The organism is uncultured Granulicatella sp., from assembly GCF_963521425.1.
GTDB lineage: Bacteria > Bacillota > Bacilli > Lactobacillales > Aerococcaceae > Granulicatella.
Window position 1 is genome coordinate 51,623 of the sequence record NZ_CAUQUN010000004.1, and the last position, 25,120, is coordinate 76,742.

23 protein-coding genes and 1 tRNA gene are annotated in these 25,120 nt (G+C 32.0%); 5 read left to right on the forward strand and 19 right to left on the reverse strand.

All coding sequences use genetic code 11. From position 1 onward, the window contains the following. Nucleotides 1–27: 27 nt before the first annotated feature. From RWO76_RS02015 to RWO76_RS02050, 8 genes are all read right to left on the reverse strand, one after another. Nucleotides 28–771, reverse strand: coding sequence for a MerR family transcriptional regulator (locus RWO76_RS02015; RefSeq protein ID WP_314353971.1), 744 nt, complete (start codon nt 769–771; stop codon nt 28–30). 99 nt (nt 772–870) lie between these two features. Next, a complete protein-coding gene (locus RWO76_RS02020; protein WP_314353972.1) occupies nt 871–1,728 on the reverse strand; it encodes a YitT family protein in 858 nt (285 codons plus the stop codon). 18 nt (nt 1,729–1,746) lie between these two features. Beyond that, the gene (locus RWO76_RS02025; protein ID WP_314353973.1) at nt 1,747–2,637 is read right to left on the reverse strand and encodes a YitT family protein; all 891 of its coding nucleotides are present in this window, start codon (nt 2,635–2,637) and stop codon (nt 1,747–1,749) included. Further along, nucleotides 2,634–3,524, reverse strand: a complete 891-nt coding sequence (locus RWO76_RS02030; RefSeq protein ID WP_314353974.1) for a VOC family protein — start codon at nt 3,522–3,524, stop codon at nt 2,634–2,636. Before RWO76_RS02030 ends, RWO76_RS02025 begins: the two co-directional genes overlap by 4 nt. A 99-nt stretch (nt 3,525–3,623) precedes the next feature. Then, nucleotides 3,624–4,553, reverse strand: coding sequence for a manganese-dependent inorganic pyrophosphatase (locus tag RWO76_RS02035; protein WP_314353976.1), 930 nt, complete (start codon nt 4,551–4,553; stop codon nt 3,624–3,626). Between the two features lie 65 nt (nt 4,554–4,618). After that, nucleotides 4,619–5,380, reverse strand: a complete 762-nt coding sequence (pflA, locus tag RWO76_RS02040) for a pyruvate formate-lyase-activating protein (protein ID WP_314353977.1) — start codon at nt 5,378–5,380, stop codon at nt 4,619–4,621. Between the two features lie 147 nt (nt 5,381–5,527). Next, nucleotides 5,528–5,601, reverse strand: a tRNA-Arg gene (locus tag RWO76_RS02045). A 93-nt stretch (nt 5,602–5,694) separates the two neighbouring features. Further along, a complete protein-coding gene (locus RWO76_RS02050; protein WP_314353978.1) occupies nt 5,695–6,039 on the reverse strand; it encodes a hypothetical protein in 345 nt (114 codons plus the stop codon). A gap of 102 nt (nt 6,040–6,141) precedes the next feature. Here RWO76_RS02050 and RWO76_RS02055 point away from each other — a divergent pair, with 102 nt between their 5' ends. After that, nucleotides 6,142–6,882, forward strand: coding sequence for an N-formylglutamate amidohydrolase (locus RWO76_RS02055; protein ID WP_314353979.1), 741 nt, complete (start codon nt 6,142–6,144; stop codon nt 6,880–6,882). 42 nt (nt 6,883–6,924) lie between these two features. Here RWO76_RS02055 and RWO76_RS02060 read toward each other — a convergent pair whose 3' ends face one another. The 4 genes from RWO76_RS02060 to RWO76_RS02075 form a co-directional block, all read right to left on the reverse strand. Next, nucleotides 6,925–11,250, reverse strand: coding sequence for a PolC-type DNA polymerase III (locus RWO76_RS02060; RefSeq protein WP_314353982.1), 4,326 nt, complete (start codon nt 11,248–11,250; stop codon nt 6,925–6,927). 88 nt (nt 11,251–11,338) lie between these two features. Beyond that, on the reverse strand, nt 11,339–12,601 hold the full coding sequence (rseP, locus tag RWO76_RS02065) for an RIP metalloprotease RseP (protein ID WP_314353983.1): 1,263 nt from the start codon (nt 12,599–12,601) through the stop codon (nt 11,339–11,341). A gap of 9 nt (nt 12,602–12,610) precedes the next feature. Next, a complete protein-coding gene (locus RWO76_RS02070; RefSeq protein ID WP_314353984.1) occupies nt 12,611–13,411 on the reverse strand; it encodes a phosphatidate cytidylyltransferase in 801 nt (266 codons plus the stop codon). Continuing rightward, nucleotides 13,408–14,175 (reverse strand): isoprenyl transferase, encoded by a 768-nt coding sequence (locus RWO76_RS02075; protein WP_314353986.1) that lies wholly within the window; start codon nt 14,173–14,175, stop codon nt 13,408–13,410. Before RWO76_RS02075 ends, RWO76_RS02070 begins: the two co-directional genes overlap by 4 nt. Before the next feature lie 197 nt (nt 14,176–14,372). On the opposite strand from RWO76_RS02075, the gene def reads away from it, so the two are divergent. The 4 genes from def (at nt 14,373) to rnjA (ending at nt 17,605) form a co-directional block, all read left to right on the forward strand. Beyond that, nucleotides 14,373–14,930, forward strand: a complete 558-nt coding sequence (def, locus tag RWO76_RS02080) for a peptide deformylase (protein WP_314353987.1) — start codon at nt 14,373–14,375, stop codon at nt 14,928–14,930. Then, nucleotides 14,923–15,621, forward strand: coding sequence for an HAD family hydrolase (locus tag RWO76_RS02085; protein WP_314353988.1), 699 nt, complete (start codon nt 14,923–14,925; stop codon nt 15,619–15,621). The genes def and RWO76_RS02085 overlap by 8 nt, the downstream gene beginning before the upstream one ends. A 71-nt stretch (nt 15,622–15,692) precedes the next feature. After that, nucleotides 15,693–15,908, forward strand: a complete 216-nt coding sequence (locus RWO76_RS02090; protein ID WP_006702773.1) for a DNA-directed RNA polymerase subunit epsilon — start codon at nt 15,693–15,695, stop codon at nt 15,906–15,908. Continuing rightward, nucleotides 15,908–17,605: a ribonuclease J1 gene (gene rnjA / locus RWO76_RS02095; RefSeq protein WP_314353989.1), complete on the forward strand. Its 1,698-nt coding sequence runs from the start codon at nt 15,908–15,910 to the stop codon at nt 17,603–17,605. Before RWO76_RS02090 ends, rnjA begins: the two co-directional genes overlap by 1 nt. 26 nt (nt 17,606–17,631) lie before the next feature. Here the strand turns inward: rnjA and abc-f are convergent, their stop codons facing one another. The 7 genes from abc-f to RWO76_RS02130 all read right to left on the reverse strand — a co-directional run bounded on the left by abc-f (nt 17,632) and on the right by RWO76_RS02130 (nt 25,076). After that, a complete protein-coding gene (gene abc-f / locus RWO76_RS02100) occupies nt 17,632–19,110 on the reverse strand; it encodes a ribosomal protection-like ABC-F family protein (protein ID WP_314353990.1) in 1,479 nt (492 codons plus the stop codon). Nucleotides 19,111–19,222: 112 nt separating this feature from the next. Then, nucleotides 19,223–20,176, reverse strand: coding sequence for an ABC transporter substrate-binding protein (locus tag RWO76_RS02105; protein WP_314353991.1), 954 nt, complete (start codon nt 20,174–20,176; stop codon nt 19,223–19,225). 9 nt (nt 20,177–20,185) lie between these two features. Next, nucleotides 20,186–20,935, reverse strand: a complete 750-nt coding sequence (locus tag RWO76_RS02110) for an ATP-binding cassette domain-containing protein (protein ID WP_314353992.1) — start codon at nt 20,933–20,935, stop codon at nt 20,186–20,188. Continuing rightward, nucleotides 20,913–21,902 carry an iron chelate uptake ABC transporter family permease subunit gene (locus RWO76_RS02115; protein WP_314353994.1) on the reverse strand — a complete coding sequence of 330 codons (990 nt, stop codon included), beginning with the start codon at nt 21,900–21,902 and terminating at the stop codon, nt 20,913–20,915. The genes RWO76_RS02110 and RWO76_RS02115 overlap by 23 nt, the downstream gene beginning before the upstream one ends. Next, entirely contained in the window at nt 21,899–22,864 is a 966-nt protein-coding gene (locus RWO76_RS02120) for an iron chelate uptake ABC transporter family permease subunit (protein WP_314353996.1), read from the reverse strand. The genes RWO76_RS02115 and RWO76_RS02120 overlap by 4 nt, the downstream gene beginning before the upstream one ends. A gap of 817 nt (nt 22,865–23,681) precedes the next feature. After that, nucleotides 23,682–24,203 (reverse strand): phosphatase PAP2 family protein, encoded by a 522-nt coding sequence (locus tag RWO76_RS02125; RefSeq protein ID WP_314353998.1) that lies wholly within the window; start codon nt 24,201–24,203, stop codon nt 23,682–23,684. Next, complete coding sequence (locus RWO76_RS02130; RefSeq protein WP_314353999.1) at nt 24,204–25,076, reverse strand: DUF368 domain-containing protein; 873 nt, start codon at nt 25,074–25,076, stop codon at nt 24,204–24,206. Nucleotides 25,077–25,120: the final 44 nt, after the last annotated feature.

Consider the following 25,120-nt stretch of genomic DNA (forward strand, 5'->3'; position numbering starts at 1 on the left):
ACTGGAGCCAATAACGACTCCAGTTTTCTAATATCCTCTCACTTGTGCTACATATTGTTGAATGGCGTCACAGGCATACTGTCCAACACCTTTTCCATAGTTATCTAAATTAGTTCTAAATTCTTCATTATGTGCATACCCAAGCCCAATACTTGAAAATACATCAATCGAACAATCAAATGCATATTGACACATATGCTGATGTAATTCTTTAGCAAGAGTTACGTTTACTTCATCAGTTGCTGGAATTCCTTTTTGAATATTATCTGCATAAGCAAAGAAAATACGATTGAATCCTTCAGCTACAATGTCCTCTTTCCCTTTTTGCTTTTCTTCAGCTTCGTTAATCACTTCTTCACCATATTCTTTTATGGCTTCATTTTTATATTTTTTATTATCTGAAACACTAAATCCTTTAAATTTTTCTTCTGATGACATCCTAATTTTCCTTTCTGTAGACAGAATTGTCTTTTCTAATGTATCAATTAATGTTAGAAGTTTTTCCTTTTCATTTTGCATTAACATTAATTGTTTTTGTAAGTGTGGTAATAAGTCCTCTTCCTTCTGTTGCAAAAGTGACTGAATTTCTTTTAGAGAAAATCCTAAATATTTATAATAAAGAATCGTTTGTAGATAAGATAAGTCTCCCTCACTATAATATCGATAACCATTTTCATCTTTTTGTGGCGAAAGTAAACCTATATTGTCATAATGATGTAAAGTGCGCACCGAAACACCACTAAGTTCACTTACTTGTTTAATGAAATACATCTTTATTCCTCCTAACAATTACAGTATAAGGTATAACGTTAGGTTATAGTCAAGATTTTTTTCAAAAAAATACACCTCCAAAATGGAAGTGTATCTAATTTATGATTTTGGTTGATAGGTAAATCCTTCACCAATAACATGTGTTACTTCTGTAATAATTGTAAATGCTTCTGGGTCCACATCATGAATAATTCTTTGTAATGTCATCACTTGTAGACGGTTCACTGCAACAAATAATACTTTTCGCTCTTCACGAGAATAAAAGCCATGTCCATCTAGAATTGTTGTCCCACGACCAATTTTTTCTTGAATTTGAGCACCAATCTCTTCATATTTTTTAGAAATAATCATAAATGATTTTTTAGAGTTAAATCCTTCTAATACAAGGTTAATCATTCTACTTGCTGTAAACAAATAAATTAACGTAATGACTACCTTTTCTAAATCAGAAATAATGGATAATGGACTTACAACCAAAATATCTAATAGTAATAATGAAACTGATACATTCCATCCTAAATATTTTTTTAACATCATCGCAATAATATCGGTACCAGCAGTCGTTCCATTTCCTAGCATCACAACACCTAATGCTGCACCACCAACAACTCCGCCACCAATAGCCGCTAATAATGAATTTTGTGGAACAAATTGATATGATCCTCTAGTAATATCTAAAAATACGGACATCAAAATAACCGCATAAATAGTATAAAACATCGTTCTTCTCTCTAAAAATTGATAGCCTATTAATAGTAAAACAATATTAATGACTAAGTTAGAAGTCCCTGGATTAATACCAAATATATAATATAGTAACAAAGTAATCCCCGTTACCCCACCACTCCCGAACTGATTCGGAATTACAACTGCATTAATCGTAAACGAAAAAATAAACGAACCAATGGTTACCATTAGTATTGACGTGAGCGTTTCTTGATTAATATATTTTTTCATAAAGACTTCTCCTTTCTCTTACTCTGGATCTCGGTGGAATCTTCCATAGAAGTTTTCTGTTGCAAATTGATTAATGATAACTCGAGGATCTGCCTCTTTTAAAACAGAAATTGCATCAATCAATTCATAAGAAGACAAGACGGTATGTAATAAATACATCTTTTCATGACTAAATCCCCCAATGGCTTCTACACAAGAAATACCATGGCGAATATTTTTTAAATAAGCTTGCATCACTTCCTCACCGTATCGTGTTGTAATTTGTAATGTTACACGATGATAACGTTGATGGAAAGTACTAATAACTTTTGTAGAAATAAATTGGAAAATAATTGAATAACCAGCATATTTCCAGCCAAAAATAGCGCCGAATATTAATAATAATAATGTATTAAAGAAAAACACTTCTTGCCAAATAGTTTTTCCGTTTCTATTTGAGAAGTACAATGCAACAAAGTCAGTTCCTCCTGTTGAAGCATTTCCTTTTAATGCAATCGAAATATAAATTCCATTTAATACTCCACCAAAAATTACATTTAATAAAACATCATCAAAGATCGGTTCGAAATTTAATACTCGAATAAAGAAACTACCAAAAAATACTTGTAAAATTGAATAAAATGTAAATCTTGGACTAATTCCTCGATAGCAAATAATAGCTACAGGAATATTTAATGCTAACATCATTAAAGAAATTGAAATATCCAACCCAAATAATTCAGCAATTTGATGAATTAAAATAGATACCCCTAAAAATCCACTAGAAAGTAAATTTGAAGGTTGAATAAATACTTTTAGAGTAAATGCTTGTAAAAAACCAGACAAAATAATAGTTAATAAACTTACTAAATGACGAACTTTAGGATCTTTACGATATTTACGATACATTGCGGGATTTAATAAACTCATAATCGTTCCCCCACTTTAAAATGATAACGAATATGATCAGGCGTTAATACTTTTAATTCAGATTCTTGATATAAATATGGCCATTCAATCTCTTCTAAACGTTCTACAATCGCTTCTATTACTTTGATTTCTGGGACAAAAAACATAATTTCTCTTACTCCATACATTGTATGACTAGCATCAATTGCCTGCCACTCATTAACTGCAATAGAATAATAATGTTCATTTATTTGAAAATTAATACGCTCTGCAACATAATCATAAGTTGTTTTAAATTGAAAATTCTTTGTTAAAAAATCCGATGTTTTTTGAATATCATCTACAATATAATGTACTTGATTTAATCGTGTTTTTGCTGGTAAGCCATGGACTCCCGTATCTCCTAATTGAATAAAATCTTGGATAGGAATCGTCACTTCGTTACCTTCTAAATATTGCATTTCATGATTTACATCTTCTAATAATAAATCTTTTTTCACACAGTAAAATTTCAAGCGATTCTGCTCGGGATCCATAATATAAAATCCTTCACTATAACCATCATCACAAGTTGCCATTATCATTTGTTCTTCTAATAAAAAATGATTACTCAAATCTCCCAATAATTGTTTTTTTGGAATTTCAAATCCTAAATAATATGTCAAATTAGTCTTGCGTGTACCAGTATTTTCAGCAGTCATCAGACGAATCATTGGAATACTTCCTTGAGGTAATCCTAACAAAACTTCCGTTTCAAAGTCTTGTAAAATGGTTAAACCAAGAACTTGTGTATAAAACCTTTTCATGCTATGAATATTTTCTACAAATAATGTTACTTGGGCTATATCCCATTCTTTTTTTGAACCAGAAGGCAATAAATTTTTTAAATACTCAAATAAATTTTTCACTGCACTTCATCCTTTATTGTTTCTATTTAAAAATAAAATAATCCGAACATGATATCAGATTTGTAGTCATCAATAGTTCGGATTCAACATTCATTCATTCTAGTTTTCGAATGCAACTGTTAAAGGTGGTACCACTTGTTTTTTACGAGATACGACACCTGGTAAAATCAATAGGCCATTTTCATATTCTGTATTAAATGCTTTTGCAACAGTATCTAATGCTTCTCCGACAACTAATCCAGTAGAAACACTTGTTAAAATATTTGTTACAACTAATAAGAATGTATCATAGCCATGAGTTGCGTTTGCTTCTTTCATACTAAATTCTAATGCTTCTCTACGAGCTAATAATTCTTGTTCATCTACAACATTCACTTGGGCAATACGCATATTGTATGAACCCATTGGGAATGATTTTGCATCTAAATCAATTAACTCAGCTTCAGATTTAGTAGATAAATTTGTACCTGCTTTTAACATTTCTAATCCATAAGAATTTACATCAATTTCAGCAATACGAGCTAATTCAGTTGCTGCTTCGATATCTTGTTGTGTACATGTTGGTGATTTAAATAATAATGTATCAGAAACAATTGCTGAAACCATTAATCCTGCAATTTCTTTTGGAATTTCGATTCCATATTCTTTATACATTTTAAATAAAATCGTATTTGTACATCCTACTGGTTCACAACGATAGAATAGAGGATTTGCAGTTTGAAAATTCGCAATTCGGTGGTGATCAACAACATATTGTACTTCAACTTTTTCAACATCAGAAGCACTTTGTTGAACTTCATTATGGTCTACTAATGCTACACGATCTGTATCTTCACTAACTGAAGATACAACACGTGGAGCTGTTCGATTAAAATAATTTAATGCATATTGAGTTTCTTCATTAGGTTCTCCTAATGCAACTGCTTCTGCCTCTTCACCTAATTGTTTTAATAAATAAGCATACGAAATTGCTGATGTAATAGCATCTGTATCTGGATTTTGGTGTCCAAAGACTAATAATTTACTCATCTTTAATCCTCACTTTTATAAATTTTATAATGACTATTTTACCACACAATGTTTAGAAAACCAAACTAAACTTCTAAATACCCTTTGTATTCTTGTGTTCTTAAAATACGGTTTGCATTTGCAACACGTTCTTTTGTTGGTGGTTCAATATGTTCTAATTTGTATGGAATCCCTAAATTTTTCCATTTATAAACACCTAAACGATGATATGGTAAAACTTCGAATTTTAATACATTTTTCAACCCTGCTACAAAATCACTTAATCTTTGTAAATATTCATCATAATCTGAACGTTCAGGAACTAGTACGTGACGAATCCAAACCGGTTGACCTTTTTCTGATAAATATTCTGCTAATTGTAAAATATTTTTATTAGTCCAAGCTGTTAATTTTTTATGTTGTTCATCATCAATATGTTTAATATCTAATAAAATTAAATCTGTATATTCTAATAATTCCTCAAATTTACTAAAGAATGGTTCATCATATGTAAATGGCATTCCACAACTATCTAATGTAGTATGAATTCCCATTGCTTTACAACGTTTGAAGAAATCAATTAAAAAATCAACTTGTAGTAAAGGTTCCCCCCCACTTACTGTTACGCCACCTTTTTTACCCCAAAAAGCACGATAACGCAAAGCTTCTTCTAATAATTCTTGACTTGTAATCTTTTGTCCTCCACCAATATTCCAAGTATCCGGATTATGGCAAAATTCACATCTCATACGACATCCTTGCATGAATGTCACGAATCGAACTCCTGGTCCATCAACAGAACCAAAACTTTCTGTAGAATGAATATATCCAACAACTGGCTCACTCATTCATTATCCCTCCATTTTGTCAAAATAATTGACACTATTTGTTACTATTATAACACATTTTTATAGAAAACGGTTGAAGCATTCTTCAAACTCTTCTAATTTTATAGAAAAAAAAGAACGTTGATTAAACAACGTTCTCATTCTTAGCGTTCTAGGAGGGATTCGAACCCCCGACCGTTCGCTTAGAAGGCGAATGCTCTATCCTGCTGAGCTACTAGAACAGTACAAAAGTTATTATAACAATATGTATAATAACTGTCAATACTTGAAAAATAAATTCTACTTTTATAAAATGTACTTTTTATAGACAATAATTATAAAATAAATGAACTTGTTTTAACTTGCTTTTGATAATATTTTTTTCGAAATTCTAATAATTGACTCAATACGATATCAACCATTTCACCATAAGTCATTGAAATTTCCGTTGTTTTGTATTCTAATTCATCTTCAGAAATAACATTACCATTATCGTCTACATATTCTACTGTATCATTTTCATTACGATACGATAATAAAAATTTTTGTTGAAATTCTGGATAATACGTATATGAGGCGTATATTTTATTCTTTTCTCTGAAATCTGATGCACAAGCTAATACTTCTGAAGTAAATTCCTTTAAATAATTATGCATTTCATCAATTTCACGTTGATTCATCTCATTCACTCCTTTACAACATTATACTAAATACACTATCTATTTCAACAGAAACTTTCATTATGGCAAAAACTATACTACAATAAAAAAAGGAGGTATTTTATGAACGTTTATTTATCAATTTCTCATGCTACAACTTGTTCTCCCCTTCTAATTTCAATTCCACATTCAGGTGTTGAAATTCCTAAATCGATTCAAAATAGAATCAATCAACAAGCAAAAAGAATTCATACCGATTGGCAATTAGATTTATTAGTAAGAGATTTTCCATTTACAATAATTGATTCAAAATTGTCTAGATATGTTGTAGATGTTAATCGTTCAAAATATAGTTCCAAAAGTTCTACACTCCCAATCATTCCAAGATACGATGAGTCTGGAAGTCCATTATTTAAACAATATCCTTCTAAATCTTTACAACAACAATGGATTAAGGATTATTATACTCCTTATTACAATACGATATTGGAACAAATAACATTAAAGAAACAAAATAATTCAAAGATTTGTTTACTTGATTTACATAGTTATGATGATCAATACTTTAATACAGATAAAATTATTATTAGCACTAGAGAACGTACAACAATATCCAAAGAGTCCTTAAATTATATTTTAAATTGTTTTAAAAAAGTAGCTTTAACTACTCAACTAGATAAGCCTTTTAAAGGTGGAAATATTATTCATGAAGTATCCAAACAATCGAATGTAGAAGCAATTCAAATTGAAATTCCATATTCACTCTATCTTCATAACAATACATTAGATTCTCAAAAAGCTAAAAGTTTACAAGAAAAATTACAACAAATTTTCTTACAAATTGAAAAATATTATAAAAAATAGACGACCAAAGTCGTCTATTTTACTTTTATGAATTTTTACTTATTAAAAATCAAATAAGGATAATTGGTTCTCATCTGGTAAGTCATCTAATACTTTATTTTCAGTCAAATAATCAATTAACGTTTTAGAAACTTTCCCACGTGTTGCTAAGTCTTTTTTAGAAATAAATGGTTGTTCTTGTCTTGCTTCAACAATTTTATTCGCTACGTTTAATCCTAATCCTGGAATTGATCTAAATGGAGCAATTAAACTATCTCCTTCAATCACAAAATTCACAGAATCGGACTTTTCAATATCAACCATTTTAAAGCTAAATCCACGTTCACACATTTCATTTGCTAATTCAAGTACGGTTAATAAGTTTGCTTCTTTTGTACTTGCATCATTTCCTTTATCTCGAATTTCCTTCATTCTTTGTTTAATCATTTCTTTTCCTTGTGACATTGCCACAATATCAAAGTCTTGAGCACGAACTGAGAAATAAGCACAATAATATAATAAAGGTTTATGAACTTTGAACCACGCTACACGTAAAGCCATTAATACATAGGCTGCAGCATGGGCTTTCGGGAACATGTACTTAATCTTCAAGCACGAATCGATATACCATTCTGGAACATTATTTTCTCGCATCATTGCTTGATAATCTTCTGGTATTCCCTTTCCTTTACGTACGCCTTCCATGATTTTAAAAGCAGCACCATTTTCAACACCTTTATGAATTAAGTACACCATAATGTCATCACGACATCCAATAACTTCAGAAAGTGGGATACCATGTAGTCGAATTAATTCTTCTGCATTTCCAAGATATACGTCTGTACCATGAGATAATCCAGAGATTTGTAGTAACTCTGTAAATGTAGTTGGTTTTGTTTGTTCTAACATTCCACGTACAAATTTTGTACCAAACTCAGGAATTCCTAGTGTCCCCGTATTCGAATCAATTTGTTCAGGCGTAACGCCTAATACTTCTGTTCCACCGAAAATTTTCATCACTTCTGGATCATCAGGTGGAATATCCTTTGGTTCAATTCCTGATAAATCTTGTAGCATACGGATCACTGTAGGATCATCGTGTCCAAGTATGTCGAGTTTTAACACATTATCATGGATAGAGTGGAAATCAAAGTGAGTTGTTTTCCACTCTGCATTTTGATCATCAGCTGGGAATTGGATTGGAGTAAAGTCATAGACATCCATATAATCTGGAATTACAATAATCCCCCCTGGGTGTTGTCCGGTACTTCTTTTTACTCCTGTACACCCTTTTGCTAAACGATCAATTTCTGCTTGCCTAAATTCTAATCCTAAATCTCGTTCATATCCTTTTACATACCCAAAGGCCGTTTTGTCTGCAACCGTACCAATGGTTCCTGCACGATACACATAATCTTCTCCGAATAACACTTTCGTATAGTTATGCGCTTGTGGCTGATATTCCCCTGAGAAGTTTAAATCGATATCGGGTACTTTATCCCCATAAAAACCTAAGAACGTTTCAAATGGAATATCATGTCCATCTTTTGCAAGGCGTGTTCCACATTTAGGACAATCTTTTTCTGGTAAATCAAATCCTGAACCGACAGAACCATCATCAAAAAATTCTGAATAACAACAGTTTGGACAGCGATAATGTGGCGCTAATGGATTTACTTCGGTAATACCTGTTAATGTCGCTACTAATGAGGAACCAACGGATCCACGAGAGCCTACTAAATAGCCATCTTCATTACTTTTATGCACTAATTTTTGAGAGATTAAGTAAATAACTGAGAATCCATTCCCAATAATACTCTTTAATTCTTTATCAATACGTTTCTCAACAATTTCTGGTAATTCTTCTCCATACCATTCATGAGCTTTGTCATAACTTAATTTTGTGATTTCATCTTCTGCCCCTTCAATTTTAGGCGTATATAAATCATCTTTAATTGGAATAATCACTTCTAACTGATCATTAACCCAATGAGTATTTGTCACAACGACTTCAAAAGCTTTTTCCTCTCCTAAAAAGGCAAATTCATCAAGCATTTCATTTGTCGTTCTAAAATGAACATCTGGATAGTTTAATTTTTGCCCATTATTCACAGATGTTAGTAAGATTTCTCGATAAATTTTATCTTCCGGATTTAAGTAATGAACATTTCCTGTTGCAACAACTGGAATATCTAGTTCTTCACCTAATTTCACGAGATTTTTAATAATTTCTTCTAGATGATGTTCATTTCGAATTAATTCTTTATCAATTAATGGGCGATAAACCGCTTTTGGCATAATTTCAATATAATCATAAAACTTAGCCTTTTCTTTAGCTTCTTCATAGCCTTTTTGCATCATTGCTTCAAAGACTTCCCCTTCACTACATCCAGACCCAATTAAAAATAAATCTCTATTTTCAATTAACATACTACGTAAAATTCGAGGAACTCTGTAAAAATATTGTACATTTGAAGCTGAGACTACTTTAAAGAGTTCTTTTAATCCTGCTTGATGTTTCGCAAAAATCGTTGCATGGAATGGACGACCATTTTTGAATACTTCTTCTGGGTGTAAGTTCGTATTCAATTGGTCATGATAAATCAATCCATGATCATTCGCTGCTTCTTTTAAGAAAATATGACATAAATGTCCGGTTGTTTCTGAGTCAAATACTGCACGGTGATGTTGTTCTAAGGCAACATTATAACGTTTCGCTAATGTATTTAAACGGTGAGATTTTAATTGTGGATGTAATAATCTGGATAATTCTAATGTATCAATAACTGGTTGAGTTGTTTTCTCTAATCCTTCTTTTTCATATCCAGTATTTAAGAATCCCATATCAAAACTAGCATTGTGCGCTACTAAAATGGTATCTTTTGTAAATGCTGCAAATTCTTTCAATACTTGAGCTTGTGATTTAGAACCACGAACCATATCATCTGTAATACCTGTTAATTGAATCGTTGTCGCAGATAAAGGATGTCCTGGGTCAATAAATTCTTCAAACTTATCGATGACATTTCCTTTATGCATTTTAACAGCAGCTAATTCAATAATGGAATCATAAATAGCTGATAAACCAGTTGTTTCCACGTCGAACACGACATAAGTCGCATCTTCTAATAAAATATGTTGTGGATTATAGGCAACATTCACTTGGTCATCGACAATATTTCCTTCTAATCCGTAAAGGATTTTAATATTATTTCCTTTTCCTGCACCATGAGCTTCTGGATACGATTGCAAGTTTGCATGGTCTGTAATGGCTACAGCAGGATGTCCCCATTTAGCTGCTTGTTTCACTAAATCACTAGCAGAATTCGTTGCATCCATGACCGACATATTTGTATGCAAATGCAATTCAATTCGTTTTTGGTCTTCTGGGGCACGATCGATTCGCCCAATATGATCCACTTTATTCATATCTCGAACAATCATGTTTAATTCTTGAGAAAATTTATTAATCTCAATATTTCCGTACGCTTTGACCCATGTTCCTTTTTTTAAGGCTGCTAAACGTTCTTCATCTTCAGCGGTTGAAGGGAATAAAGTTGCCCCAATCGATGAAGTATAGTCCGTCATCTTAATATTCGCAAAAGATTTTCCACTTGCTTTTCTAGTGCGAATTTCAATATCAAAAATTTGCGCTTCGACTAATACATTTCGCTCTTCTTCGTAAATATCTGCAATATCTTTTGTTTCTAAATTACTACGAATCACTTTCCCATATAAAATGGATGAATCTGTATTAACTGCAGCAGGTTTAGACGCTGCTGTTTCTTGAACTTCTTTTTGTTGAACAGCTTTTTCTTGATATTCTTGTTCAATCGTTTCGTGTTTAATCCGTAACTCTTCTTCTAATTGACTCCCTAGTTCGTCATTGACAATAATCTCCACACCTATTTTTGGGAATCCAAAATTCTCAAAGTATTGTTGAATTTTTTTGATGTAATTTTCGTTGACATGAGATTTGGTAATTTCATTTGGACAATGAAATTGTATTTTTTTCTGATTCCAAGTAGGGATTTGTCCTGATAGCAACTGAACTACAAGAGGAGATTCTTGTTGTAATTGGAAGAGAACCATTTCCCAATACGCTTGAATTTGTTCTTGAGTAATTGGAGATTCTTCTCTTGTATTCACTATTAATCTCACTTGAGCAATTTTTTCATAAGTTTGTTTTAATTTTTCATAGAAACGTTTGAATTTTTCATACTGAATCACTTGATTCGTCTCAATATTAAAACACCATTCTGGTATACTTTTTGTGATATCAATTTTTGTTAATAAGGCTTGATCAAAATCTGGTTGTAAAAACTCTTCATTGTCTAGCTGTAATTGATTCATTAACGTTAAAAATAATTGTTGTTGATGTTCTGACACTTAATCACTCCTCTCTAAAACTGAAAAAATAAGTGTGGTTTTCTATTCTGTTACTATCAGAAAACCATCACTTACCTCCTGTTACTTGTTAAAATAATTTACTAATATCATTCCATGTCACTAAAATCATTAAAATGATTAAAAATACTGCCCCGGCAATTGTAATATAAGATTCATATTCCGGTTTTAGAGGTTTCTTACGAATCCCTTCGATAATATTTAATACTAATTTACCTCCATCTAAAGCTGGAATTGGTAATAAATTCATAATCCCTATATTCGCACTAATTAATCCTAAAAAATTCAAAACTGAAATAACACCGCTTTGAGCAACTTGAGAAGTTAGTGAGAACATGGCTACTGGTCCCCCTAAATGATTAATAGAAAATCCTTTTGTAAAGAAGGATGCAATCGTTAAGAAGACTGAGCTAATGACAAACCAAGTTTGAGTAAAACCATAGAGTACTTTAGACAACACATCTGTTTTCTTCGCAGATTCAATTCCTAAAACACCGACTTTAGATCCATCTGATAAATCATACGCTTTAGGAGTCACCACAACTGTTTGTTGAGTTCCATTTCGTTCAATGACAAGTTTTGTTTCAAGGCCAGCACGTGGAGAAATTTGTTTACTAATATCTCCCCATTTTTGTACTGCTTGTCCTTCAATTTCAATAATTTTATCGCCAACTTGTAATCCGGCTGTTTGAGCAGCAGATTCACTTGAAAAGTTTCCGACAACTGCTTCCTGAGAAGGAACTCCACCTGCTAGAAATGCCACTATTATAAACGTAATAATCGATAAAATAAAATTATTCATCGGACCCGCAAAATTAGTTAACATACGGTCTTTTAAGCTAGCAGAATTAAACTGACGTTCAATTGGAGCAACGACCACTTCAGTTCCATCGGATTCAATAATGGTTGCTGTTTTTGAAACCTTTAATTTTTCTAATTTTTCTTTTTGAGGTTTATATCCTTTGATTACCATCTTTTCTTCTAAATCACAAGATTCAATTTGGAAAGGAATACCTTGTTCTAATTCAGTTGATGGATCAAATGAAATTTGCTGAACTACTCCATCTTCTAATCGAAGTGTCACCATCATCCCAGGTTTAATCTCTTGCTCACTTTCCTCATGACCTGCCATACGAACATATCCACCAACGGGTAATAATCGTAACGTATAAACTGTTTCACCCTTACGCACTTGGAATACTTTTGGTCCCATGCCAATGGCAAATTCTTTTACTAAAATACCTGCACGTTTTGCAAAATAAAAGTGTCCAAATTCATGAATAATCACAATGACACCAAATACAAATAAAAATGCAATAATTGTTTTAATCATATGTCCTCCTTAATGAGTACCAATAAATTTCAAGACAATTTGAAACATAAACATTGCAAAAAATGTTGAATCAAATCGGTCTAATACTCCTCCATGACCTGGAAAAATTTTCCCAGAATCTTTTACATTAAATCTACGTTTATAAGCAGATTCTACTAGATCTCCTAATTGTCCAAATACGGATAAAGCAATCATTAAAATGGTCATTTCAATAAAATGAAATCCTAGAGGGTTAAATAATTTTAAAGCAATCGTCCCTAAACCAATCGCTCCAATCACTCCACCAATGGACCCTTCAATTGTTTTGTTCGGGCTAATAGCAGGTGCTAATTTATGTTTTCCAAAAGCTCTTCCTGTAAAATAAGCAAAGGTATCTGTTCCCCAAATAATACAAAAAACAAAAACGACCATTCCAAAACCATATTCACGTACAAATAAAATTCCGGAAAATCCTCCGCCAACATATAAAGCTATAAGAGATAAGAAACTCACATCTTCAATGGACAGAGTCTCACTTTTATAAACGGTTAACGACATTAATAACATCACACATAGGAAGAAAATATAAAAGAAATCCACACCTACGGGTAATTCAATAATTGGCGCTCTTGCAAAAATAATCGATAGTGTAGCAATAAGCGTTAAGATTCCTTCAACCGAAACAATCGATAATTTCTTCATCTGAAAAAATTCAAAAATAGCTACAAATGATAAAAATGCAATAACTACTTTTAACAAATGTCCACCAATAACTAACGCTGGAATAAACAACATCAAGGAAACAATGGCAGTGATGATACGTGTCTTCATGAAATTAATCCTCCATATCGTCTCTGACGTTTCTGATACGTTAAAATTGCTTCTTCTAAATCTTCTTTGCTAAAATCCGGCCAAAAAATATCTGTAAAATAATATTCGCTATATGCTAATTGCCATAAAAGAAAATTACTTAAACGTTGTTCTCCGCTTGTACGAATCATTAAATCTGGTTCTGATAAATCCCCTAAAAAATTCGTTTGTAAATGATTGGCAAATACGTCTTCATTGATTGAATCGGCATCATACTCACCATTTGAAACATCTACTGCAATTTCTTTTACTGCTTGAAGAATTTCTGCCCTAGAACCATAATTTAAAGCAAAACATAATGTCATTCCTGTATTGTTTTTTGTATCTTCTACAGCTTTTTCAACAACTCTTCGCGTTGCTTCTGGTAATTGATCGGTAAAGCCAATTAAACGAATACGCATATTTCGCTCTTGCAATTCAGGCATGAATGAACTGAAAAAATCTCCAGGAAGTTTCATTAAAAAACTTACTTCTTCTGTCGGTCTCTTCCAATTTTCAGTACTAAAAGCATACATCGTCATCACTTTTACTCCTAATTCATCAGCAGCAATCGCAATTCTTTTAACTGTACTCATTCCCTCTTTATGACCAGCAATTCGAGGTAATTTTCTACTTTTCGCCCAACGACCATTACCATCCATAATGACAGCAATATGCTGAGGAATATTTGTTTTATCTAATTCAATAATTTTTGTTTCTTTTTTCTTTTTCCAAAAAAGCATCATTTCAAATCCTTTACTTATGAAATACTCTTTCATTGTATCAGAAAAAAACCTTATTGGGTAGTTATCCCCACTTCTTTTAACCCATTCTTAGACTTTGCTAGGCAAAGTCGTTAATGAAGGTTTCTACCATGGTGTTCTTAGGAAAAAAATGATATAATGCTAAAGGATAAAAGCATATTAGGAGGTAGAAAAACAAAATGATTACAATGAAAGATATTGTATTAGAAGGTCACCCTGCTTTAAGAAAACGTGCAGAAAAAATCAGTTTTCCATTGTCAGATGACTTGCAACATTTAGCAAAAGAAATGTTAGAATTCTTACATAATAGTCAAGACGAAGAAATTGCTGCAAAATATGAATTACGTGCTGGAGTTGGTTTAGCAGCTCCACAATTAGGAAAAGAAATTCAAATGATTGCTCTATTAATTCCGGGATATGAAGATGAACCCGCTCTACTTGATGAAGTATGGATTAATCCTCGCATTTTAAGAGAATCTGTTAAAAAAACTTGTTTAAAAGAAGGAGAAGGATGTTTATCCGTTAATCGAGAAGTTCCTGGTGTCGTATTAAGACCTCAAAGAATTACTGTAAAATATTTCACACCAGATGGTGAAGAAAAAGTTAAAACTTTGACTGATTATGAAGCGATCGTTGTTCAGCACGAAATCGATCACTTAAACGGAGTTATGTTCTATGATCATATTAACCAAGCTCAACCACAATATATTCCTGAAGGAGCTGTCGTAATTGGATAAAAAAATTGCAGTGGTATTTGATTTAGATGATACCCTTTATTCTAAGAGTGAAGTATTTTTTAATGCGTTTTGTCAATTTGCAGCACCTACTATTGATGCTAAAAGTCTCTATTTAACTTATCAAAAAAGAAGTGATGAGGCTTTTGAAAAATTTTCTTCAGGAAAAATAACACTTTCTCAATCGTATCAGGAACGAGTTGCCAATACTTTTAAAGATGTAGGAATTGAATTATCCTCTGAAAAAATTCTAGCATTTATAAAAGCTTACCAAGACACTTTAAATGCCATTACCCTTTCTGAAGAATGGATTAAGGTATTTCAACAATGTAATAAAGAATCTTATCAAATCGCTATTTTAACGAATGGTCCAACAAACCATCAGAAAAATAAACTGTATCAATTAAATTTATTCAATTGGATTCCTGAAGATTTTTGGTTTATTTCAGAATCTATTCAAGCGAAAAAACCAAATATTCAAGCTTTTCATCATGTTGAATCAAAAATTTCTGCTGATGAATATTTTATGATTGGAGACGATGTCCAAACAGATATTACTGGAGCTCTTCAAGCGAACTGGCACCCGATTCAATTTACAAAATATCATCAAATGAATGCAGAAAATCTATCGTGTTACGAAGCTAAAGAACCAAAGGAAATCTTTCCTTTAATCCAACAAATACTACACAGATAATTGTACTTAAAGTGCACTTTTGTGTTAAAATAATTTTTGAAAACTATATTGAACAAATAAGGAGTTATAAAATGATTTTTAAAATTACTTACCAACCATCAAAAACTGAAGCACCTCGTCGTGAAAATACTTTATCACTATACGTAGAAGCTCAAGATAAAGTTGAAGCTCGTCGTTTAGTGGACGAAAACACTGAATACAATGTGGAGTTCATTCAAGAACTAGATGAAAAACATCTAGCTTATGAACAAAAAAATCCTGATTTCAAAGTTACGGTGTTTAACTAATGAAACCAACAATCAAAAATAATGAAACGGGCGTATTCGCTTTTGGTGGTTTAGGTGAAATCGGAAAGAATACCTATGGCGTCCAATTCCAGGATGAATTAATTATTCTAGATGCTGGAATTAAGTTCCCTGAAGATGATTTATTAGGAATTGACTATGTTATTCCTGACTATAGCTATATTATTCAAAACCAAAGTAAAGTCAAAGGTCTCTTCATCTCTCATGGGCACGAAGACCATATTGGAGGTATTCCTTTCTTAATTAAACAAGTCAATATTCCAATTTATGCAACTAAATTGGCAATGTCTCTTATTCGAAACAAACTCGAAGAACATGGCTTACTTCGTGATGCTATCTTACATGAAATAGATGAAGATTCAGTTATTAAATTTAGAAAAACTCAAGTAAGTTTTTACCGCACTACTCACTCTATTCCAGATGCATTCGGTATTGTTATTAAAACTCCTCCTGGAAATATTGTTTTTACAGGAGACTATAAATTCGACTTTACACCAGTAGGACAACCGGCTAATTTACACAAAATGGCTCAAATTGGTGAAGAAGGTGTTCTAGTTCTTTTAGGGGATAGTACTAACTCAGAAGTTCCAGGATTCACAAAATCAGAACAAGTCGTTGGACAATCCATTAAAGAAATTATTCAACGTGTCGAAGGTCGTATTATTTTTGCTACATTTGCATCCAATGTTTCTCGTTTAAAACAAGTAACAGATGTTGCGGTAGCAACTGGACGTAAAATTGCTGTATTTGGACGCAGTATGGAAGCTAGCTTTGCTACTTCTCGTGAATTAGGATATATTTCTGCGCCAGATGATACATTTATCGATGGTCGTGATATTAACCAATATCCTGCTGAAGAAGTAATTATTTTATGTACAGGATCTCAAGGTGAACCAATGGCTGCCTTAAGTCGTATTGCCAATGGAAATCACCGTCAAATTTCTGTACAACCTGGAGATACGGTCATCTTCTCAAGCTCTCCTATTCCAGGAAATACAGCTGCAGTAAATCGTGTGATTAACTTACTATCTGAAGCTGGAGCTGAAGTTATTCATGGTAAATTAAATAATATTCACACTTCAGGACATGGTTCTCAAGAAGAACAAAAACTAATGTTACGATTAATGAAACCGAAGTATTTCATGCCAGTTCATGGTGAATATAGAATGCAAAAAATCCAAGCTAACTTAGCAAGTCAAGTTGGAATTCCAAAAGAAAATTCATTCATTTTAAGTAATGGAGATATTTTAGCAGTAACAAGTGACTCTGCTCGTCGTGCTGGACATTTCTATGCTGGAGATGTTTATGTAGACGGAAATGGTATTGGAGATATCGGAAATATCGTTTTACGAGACCGTAAAACTTTATCTCAAGACGGTTTAGTCATTGTCGTTGCAACGGTTGATTATGATGAACGCGAATTAGTAACAGGACCTGAGATTTTATCTCGTGGATTCATTTATATGCGTGAGTCCGGTGAATTATTAAACCAAGCTCAACAAATGTTAAAAGAAGAAATTTTAGCATTCTTAAGTGAAGCTGATGAACCTTTAAATGAGCGATCACTACGTAATCTCATTATTGATACGTTAAATCCATATTTATATAAACAAACTGCTCGCCGCCCAATGATTTTACCAGTCTTAATGGGTGTTAGCGCAGAAGATGTTGAAGACTAAAAAAAGACGACGCAAGTCGTCTTTTTTTATAACTGTATCATTTTATTTGCAATATGATTTACAAACCGCTGATCGTGTTCAATTAAAATCAACGTTGGTTTCACTTCTTTTATGAGTTCTTCAATTTGTATTCTTGAAATGACATCAATATAATTTAGAGGTTCGTCCCAAATATATAAATGTGCAGGTTTAGAAAGACTAATAGAAATTAGCACTTTCTTTTTTTGACCATCACTATAGTTTTTCATATTTGTATCAAATAATTCTTTTGGAAAATCTAATTTACTTAAAATGGTTCGACAAGTCGTTTCATCTACTCCTTGACTATGAATATAATTTATTAAATTTCCTTCTAAAAATGACGTATCTTGTTTAATATATGAAATATCTAAATGATTCGCCATTTTTAACTCACCAGTATAGTCAATATATTGCCCTAATAAGATTTTAACAAGTGTTGATTTCCCACTACCATTTGCTCCATTGATAGCAATTACATCGCCTTGATGAATTTCAAAATTGATATCAGAAAATAGTTTTCTTTCTCCAAACTGATAGCTCAACTGACTAGCAGATACGAGCAAAGATTTATAATGTTGTAACGGACGAAGGAATAAACTATCTTTTTTTTCAATATCTTTTAATAAATTTTCTTTTTCTTCTATTGCTTTTTGCTGACGCTTTTCCAAGTTCTTTGTCTTTTGCATCATTTTTGCTGACAACCGTCCAATATGTCCTTTATCTGGCTTTATACCAGAAATTTTCACACCATTCTTCGTATTTTCAACTTTATTCGACCAAACTTTTGTCTGCCTTGCTGCCTTGTTTAATCGCTCTATGTCCTGTTTAATCTTTTCATTTTGATTGAACTCATACTGATCTTTCAATAATTTGTTTTCATACCATGACGTAAAATTACCCGATTGTACATCAATTGAGTTTCGATTAAAAGAAATGACATGATTAATACATCCATCTAAAAAATCTCTATCATGAGAAATCAATAAAAATCCTTTTTTACTCTTCAAATAATCACTTACAATTTTTCTTCCATTCACATCCAGATGATTTGTTGGTTCATCAATCAATAAAAATCCATTATCTTTCGTAAATAAGATCGCCAATAGTATTTTAGTTTGTTCCCCATTAGAAAGAGTTTCAAATTTTCTATCCATCAGACTTTCATCTAATTTCAACTGATGAAGCTCACGATACACTTTCCACTCATCTTCCTGCGGTGTCCACTCTTCCAGTAATTCTAGCCCAGTCTTTGAAACATCCAGATGAACTGGTGGAAATTGAACAAACTCAACACTTTTATGAATCTTTCCTTGATAAGATTCTTGATCTAATAATAGTTTAAACAAAGTTGATTTTCCGATTCCATTTCTACCAATTAAACCTGTTTTCCAATTGGTATCTAAAGAAAAACTCACGTTATCAAACACAGGTTTTGTAGATGAAAAATACGAAAACGTTAAATTTTCAATTTTAATCAATGACATAGTATCACCCAGCTTTCAACTAATCTTTACTATTAGTATAACAAAATTGTATTACATTAAAAATGTTTAAATTTAAAATAAGCAAAAAAGACGACCGAAGTCGTCTCATTCATTATTGAAATACATGTTGTAAGTCTTGTAACATTAATTTAGTAGATTCTAATCCTCCGCCACTTAAATACCATAAGTCAGAAGTTAAGTTTACTACTTTATTATTTTTTACCGCATTTGTAGCCTGAATTAATTCATTTTTCATTAAAGCATCTGCTTTAGAATTATCTCCACCAATGGCTAATGTACGATTTAATACAAATAAAACATCAGGGTTTAATTCACTAACACCTTCAAAACTAATTTCTTGTCCGTGTCTGCTTTCTTCAATTTTAGCATCTGTTGGACGGAATTTTAAATCTTGATATAAGAATCCAAAACGTGATTGTGCGCCAAATGCAGACATTTTACCTTCATTTAACATAATCGCTAAACTCTTTTCGCTATGTTTTTCATTTTGAGATGCAATTGTATCAATCACTGATTGTAATTCTTTTACTTGAGCACTTGCTTTTTGTTGAGTTTCTTCGTTAAATAAGCTCGCTAAGCTTTTTACATTTTTTTGGACTGATCCCCAATAATCTTTGCTATCAACATTAAAAATTACTGTTGGAGCAATTTCTTTTAATTGAGGGATAAAATCTTTTGTACGTGCAGAAGCAATAATTAAGTCAGGTTGCATTGCTGCAATGGCTTCAATATCCGGTTCTTTCATGCTACCTACATTTTGAACTTTTTCTCCTAAATCTTTAATATACGTTGGTAATGGTTTTGTTGGCATTCCAACGATTGTTTCACCTTGTCCAATTGCACGTAATGTATCTGCTGAACCTAAGTCAAATGTCACAATTTTCTTTGGATTTGACTTCACTTCAACAGTTTCTGATCCATCTGTTAATTGTACTTGTTTCACTGAATTTTCTTGAGTAGTTGGTGTCACACTTGTTGTTTTTGTACCACAAGAAGCTAATAAAAATGTTGCTCCCATAACTACGGTTGTTAATAATTTTTTCATATGTTTCTCCTACTTTACTGTAATATATTTTTTTCCTGAAACTTCTATCACTTCGATATCAATTTCATATAATTCTGATAAGGTTTGATTCGTAACCACATCCATGGTTTTTCCACGAAACTCACATTTTCCTTCTTTAAAGGCTACTAAATAATCAGAAAAGTTAATCGCCATATTTAAATCATGCATAACAATGACGACTGTTTTATCCAGATTTTCTACCATATAACGTAGTAATTTCATAATTTCTACCGCTTGTTTTAAATCTAAATGATTTAAGGGTTCATCTAATAAAACTATCTCAGTATCTTGAGCTAATACCATTGCAATAAACACTCTTTGCATTTGCCCACCTGATAAAGTTTGTATCGAACGCTCTCTTAACTCTAATAAATTCGTATGTTTTAACGCTTGATCAATCATTTGATAATCAAGTGTCGATAATTTTCCCTTTGAATAAGGATAGCGCCCAAAGCTGACTAACTCTTCTACTGTTAAAGATACTTGAAAAGATTGATTTTGTTTTAATACAGATAATTCTTTTGCGAGTTCTTTGGAATTCCAAGCTTCAATTTCTTTACCTTTAATCCATAATTGACCAGAATCTTTCTGTAATAATCGACTCATAATGGAAACTAAAGTCGATTTTCCTGCTCCATTTGGTCCGATAAAAGATGTTAACTGATTTTTTGGAATCGTTAATGAAACGGAATCGACAACTACCGTATCATATGCTTTATGAATATTTTTTAATTCCACTACGGTACCTTCCTTTCAATAACAATACAAAGTATAATAATCCTCCAAACCATTCAATAACGACACTAATTGGAATATTTAAATGGAAGAGCTTCTCGATAACAAGTTGTCCTCCTAGTAATAAAATACTTCCTAATAAAAATGCGATAGTCCACATCTGTAAGTGACGGTAATCTTTAATCCATTGATAGGTGACATTGGCAATCATAAATCCTAAAAATTGCATTGGACCTACTAAAACTGTGGACAGACTAGTTAGTAAAACAATTACTAATAAAATCCACTTTTCTTCTTTTACTACATCTACACCTAATATTTGTGCTTGAACTTTTCCAAGGTGAAATACATTTAACACCATATGTTTTCTAATTAAATAGATTACTGAGATAGCTGTTAGGATAACGACTACAATAACTAATTCACTTTGATGATGCATTCTTTGGAAAGAAGGAAATAATTTTCCTTGCAATTTATCAAATTCATTTGGATCCATTAATACTTGAACAAATGTACTTAAACTTCTAAACAATGTTCCAAAGGCTAAACAAATAAATAATAGCATTGAAAACGGAATCGATAATAAATCATTAAATGCTCGATAAATGAAGAAGAAAAAGATCATCTGCAACACAATCGTGAACATTGAAATCCATAAATTTGGCGCAGTTTCCATTCCTAGACTTAATTGGCCCCAATAAACCAACGTTTGAAACAATACAAAGACACTCTCAATTCCAAGAACACCCGGCGTTAAAAATCGATTTTGTACAATCGTTTGGAAACTAATGGTCGATATTGAAACACATAAACTAACAAGTAAAATAACTACCCATTTTAAAACTCTCTTTTTAAATAAGAGAACAGAGAATTTTCCCATATTTCCAATTGGAAAAAATAAGAAAATAGCACTAATAATGAGTAATAAAGTTACTAATGTAATTGTTAATAGAAGGGTTCTTTTCTTCATCGAATACTCCCCCTTCTTTGAGAGCTAATTCTTAAGATTTGACTAATTAAAAGTCCTGCACCGACAATACCTAAAATCAGACTAACCGATACTTCATAAGGCGGAATAACTAATCGAGCAACAATATCACATGCTAGGACTAGTACTGCACCTAATAGAGCTGTTTGTGGAATAGTCTTTTTTAAATCATCTCCCGATAAATAGCGTACTAAGTTTGGAATAATAATTCCTATGAAAGGAAGTGCGCCTACCGTTATCATCGTAACACTCGTTGTAAGTGACACTAATAATAAGGTTAACCATTCTAACTTCTTATACGAAATCCCCAGATTCAAACTGATTGACTCTCCTAAATTAGCAATCGTATAAACATGAGCTAATCTGCTAGAAATAACAATAATGATTAAACCAAAGAATAACCATTCGTATTGGTGAGTTTGAATCATGGAGAAGGATCCTTGTGTCCATGATGTTAAACTTTGTACGAGATGAAATTGATACGATATCATATTGGTAAAGGCTGAAATCATTCCACTAAAAATTAATCCTACTAAAGGAATCATCCACTTCTCTTTCAATTGTAAGGTTTGCTGAATCATAATAAAAACAATTGTAAGTGCAAATGAACAAATAAAGGCACATAGCATTTTCTGAAATAAGCTAGGTCCATTAAAAAAGAATAAACTTAATAATAGTCCTAATTTTGCTGCTTCAGTAGTACCAATTGTACTAGGTGCTGCAAATTCATTTTGCGTCATTGTCTGCATTAATAATCCTGCAATACTCATGGAACTTCCTGCTAAGATTACACTCAACAGTCTTGGAACTCGAGATAACCAAAATACTTGTTGCATTTTTACATCTTGTTGGATTAATAATTCCCAAGAAAATGTTTGTGCTCCAACTGATAAAGAAATTAACGATAAGATGAGCAAAAGGATACATAAATTTTTAAATTTCATAATCTCTCCTTTTCTAATTGATAATCATTCTCAATTACATAATTATTAGTTTACCAAAAATTTCTGTGATTGCAATGGGTTTGGGGAAGATTGGACTTATTCTAAAATAGTACATCTTATTTATAGACTTCTTGGGTACAGTAGTATTTGGACGCCAGTAGCCACCTTTGGTGTCTCTTGGCTAAAATTTGAGCCTTGGTCTCAAATTTTCCAGTAATAGAATCTGCTTCTGCAGATTCTATTGCTCATACTACTGTAAGAAGTCTATTGGGAAGGTATTCTTAGTTGTATTTCGTTTTGATTTATTTTCGTTTCTTAACTTCTATTCTTATAGTATGAACGAAAGCCGAGGACGCAATTGGTAAAGCTACTGTAAAATGTCTATGGTGAGGGTATTCTTTTATCTTTTTCTCAATTCATTTTTTCATATCTACTTTATTATTAAAAATAAATAAGCTATAATATTCACAAGAAAACGTTATCAAATTATAGGTAGTATTTTGGTTCATTTATTGGAGGTATAGTTATGAAATATATAAATCCCCAAAGGTATAAAAATGGAGATTCTTTTTATCATTTTAAGATGGAATTCTATTATATAAACTATTTAAACTCATAATAGTAATAGTTCACTTTCTATAAAGGAGGAATTTATATGAACGGTGTTTTAATTTTTACAGTTGTATTTGCGTTAATTGTTATTGGATTGATTATGAATTTCAAAAAGATAGTTAGATGGATTAAAAATATTTAATATTTAGTTTCAAAGTAAAAAGGTATAAAAGCTTTGCTGTTGCTCTGCTTTTATACCTTCTTCTTATACAAATCTTCTATGTTTTGATTGGCTCCATTTTACGGTGATCCAGCCGCTGAATGTTCCTACGATTGCTCCTGCTAGTACATCTGTTGGGTAATGAACGTATAAGTACATTCTTGAAAAAGCAATAAGGATTGCTAAAGCGAAAGCCATAATCCAGTGCTTTTTCATACGAAGGAAATACAATACACTAACTACTGTAAATGAAATAGCTGTATGCCCTGATGGGAATGAATAATCTAATGGTTTTGAAATTAATAAAGAAACCGCTGAATTAACCTCATATGGACGTGCTCTAGCTATAATTGGTTTAATAAGACCATTACATAAAATCGTATTAACTACTACCGCAATAGCTAACAGAATCCCTAAAGTTCTTGTTTTCTTATTCATTAACAAAACTGCAATTATCGCTAGCCAAATGAAACCAACATTTCCTAATGAAGTAATAAAAATCATGATAGAATCTAATATTGGATTGTGTAATTTTTGAAATCCATCAAGAATTTGTAATTCTGTCATCTATTTAGAATCCTTTTCTTTTAATTTTTGTAATCCTAATACTAATAACAGACCTACTAAAGCTGCAATTGGTGAAAATGTTGAAAAATTCATTGCTTCTTGAGGAATTTTTAATGTCGTTGGGCCCATTACAATCGCATAAAATGAACCAATCATCATTCCAATGATGCCATAAATCATTTGACTACGATAATGTTCTAAACAATATTTAATGGCTTTAACTACAAATAAAGCTCCAGCTAACACTCCTAAACCAAAAATAGCTAAACTTGGAACATATGCTAATTGGAAAGTTAATACTGCTTTTACAGCAAAAACGACTGGAATATAAGCTCCAAAAATTAATAATAAAGTTGAACCAGAGATTCCTGGTAAAAACATTGCTGAAATAGCAATCATTCCAATAAAGAATAATTTAATGGAAGCTACAAGAGAAAACTGGCTTAAATCAAAACTACCTTTACCTGTACGAGAATTCATCCAAGTAATTCCTGCAACAATAGCCACCCCTACTAAAATATAAAAAATTCCCATTAATGGTTTTTTCAAAGATTCTTTTTCTTCCATCATCATTAAAGGAATGGCTCCTGCAATAAATCCAATAAACAAAGAACTTACTCCATAAATATGTGATTCAAATAATGAAGATAATACTAAAATGGCACTGACCATTCCAATAACCCAACCAATTCCTAATTTTACTAAATAAGTAAAAGCTTCTTTCTTCTCCTTTTTACTTCCAAATGCCATATCATGAATGGAACCAATAAATTGGTCATAAAACCCCATAATAAAAGCTACTGTTCCTCCAGAAACTCCAGGAACACTATCGGCTAATGCCATACAAAAACCATTTAAAATTTGACGAAACATAAGTTTCTCCTTTCATTTATAAATAAAGAGACTAGGCTACTGCC

Bases quoted from the DNA above. Each gene is read 5' to 3' on its own strand.
- RWO76_RS02130 (WP_314353999.1), bottom strand. From the start codon at position 25,076: ATGTTTCGTCAAATTTTAAATGGTTTTTGTATGGCATTAGCCGATAGT.
- RWO76_RS02050 (WP_314353978.1), bottom strand. From the start codon at position 6,039: ATGAATCAACGTGAAATTGATGAAATGCATAATTATTTAAAGGAATTT.
- rnjA (WP_314353989.1), top strand. From the start codon at position 15,908: ATGAAACCAACAATCAAAAATAATGAAACGGGCGTATTCGCTTTTGGT.
- RWO76_RS02075 (WP_314353986.1), bottom strand. From the start codon at position 14,175: ATGATGCTTTTTTGGAAAAAGAAAAAAGAAACAAAAATTATTGAATTA.
- def (WP_314353987.1), top strand. From the start codon at position 14,373: ATGATTACAATGAAAGATATTGTATTAGAAGGTCACCCTGCTTTAAGA.
- RWO76_RS02020 (WP_314353972.1), bottom strand. From the start codon at position 1,728: ATGAAAAAATATATTAATCAAGAAACGCTCACGTCAATACTAATGGTA.
- RWO76_RS02070 (WP_314353984.1), bottom strand. From the start codon at position 13,411: ATGAAGACACGTATCATCACTGCCATTGTTTCCTTGATGTTGTTTATT.
- rseP (WP_314353983.1), bottom strand. From the start codon at position 12,601: ATGATTAAAACAATTATTGCATTTTTATTTGTATTTGGTGTCATTGTG.
- RWO76_RS02120 (WP_314353996.1), bottom strand. From the start codon at position 22,864: ATGAAATTTAAAAATTTATGTATCCTTTTGCTCATCTTATCGTTAATT.
- RWO76_RS02025 (WP_314353973.1), bottom strand. From the start codon at position 2,637: ATGAGTTTATTAAATCCCGCAATGTATCGTAAATATCGTAAAGATCCT.
- RWO76_RS02035 (WP_314353976.1), bottom strand. From the start codon at position 4,553: ATGAGTAAATTATTAGTCTTTGGACACCAAAATCCAGATACAGATGCT.
- RWO76_RS02055 (WP_314353979.1), top strand. From the start codon at position 6,142: ATGAACGTTTATTTATCAATTTCTCATGCTACAACTTGTTCTCCCCTT.
- abc-f (WP_314353990.1), bottom strand. From the start codon at position 19,110: ATGTCATTGATTAAAATTGAAAATTTAACGTTTTCGTATTTTTCATCT.
- RWO76_RS02015 (WP_314353971.1), bottom strand. From the start codon at position 771: ATGTATTTCATTAAACAAGTAAGTGAACTTAGTGGTGTTTCGGTGCGC.
- RWO76_RS02105 (WP_314353991.1), bottom strand. From the start codon at position 20,176: ATGAAAAAATTATTAACAACCGTAGTTATGGGAGCAACATTTTTATTA.
- RWO76_RS02090 (WP_006702773.1), top strand. From the start codon at position 15,693: ATGATTTTTAAAATTACTTACCAACCATCAAAAACTGAAGCACCTCGT.
- RWO76_RS02125 (WP_314353998.1), bottom strand. From the start codon at position 24,203: ATGACAGAATTACAAATTCTTGATGGATTTCAAAAATTACACAATCCA.
- pflA (WP_314353977.1), bottom strand. From the start codon at position 5,380: ATGAGTGAGCCAGTTGTTGGATATATTCATTCTACAGAAAGTTTTGGT.
- RWO76_RS02115 (WP_314353994.1), bottom strand. From the start codon at position 21,902: ATGAAGAAAAGAACCCTTCTATTAACAATTACATTAGTAACTTTATTA.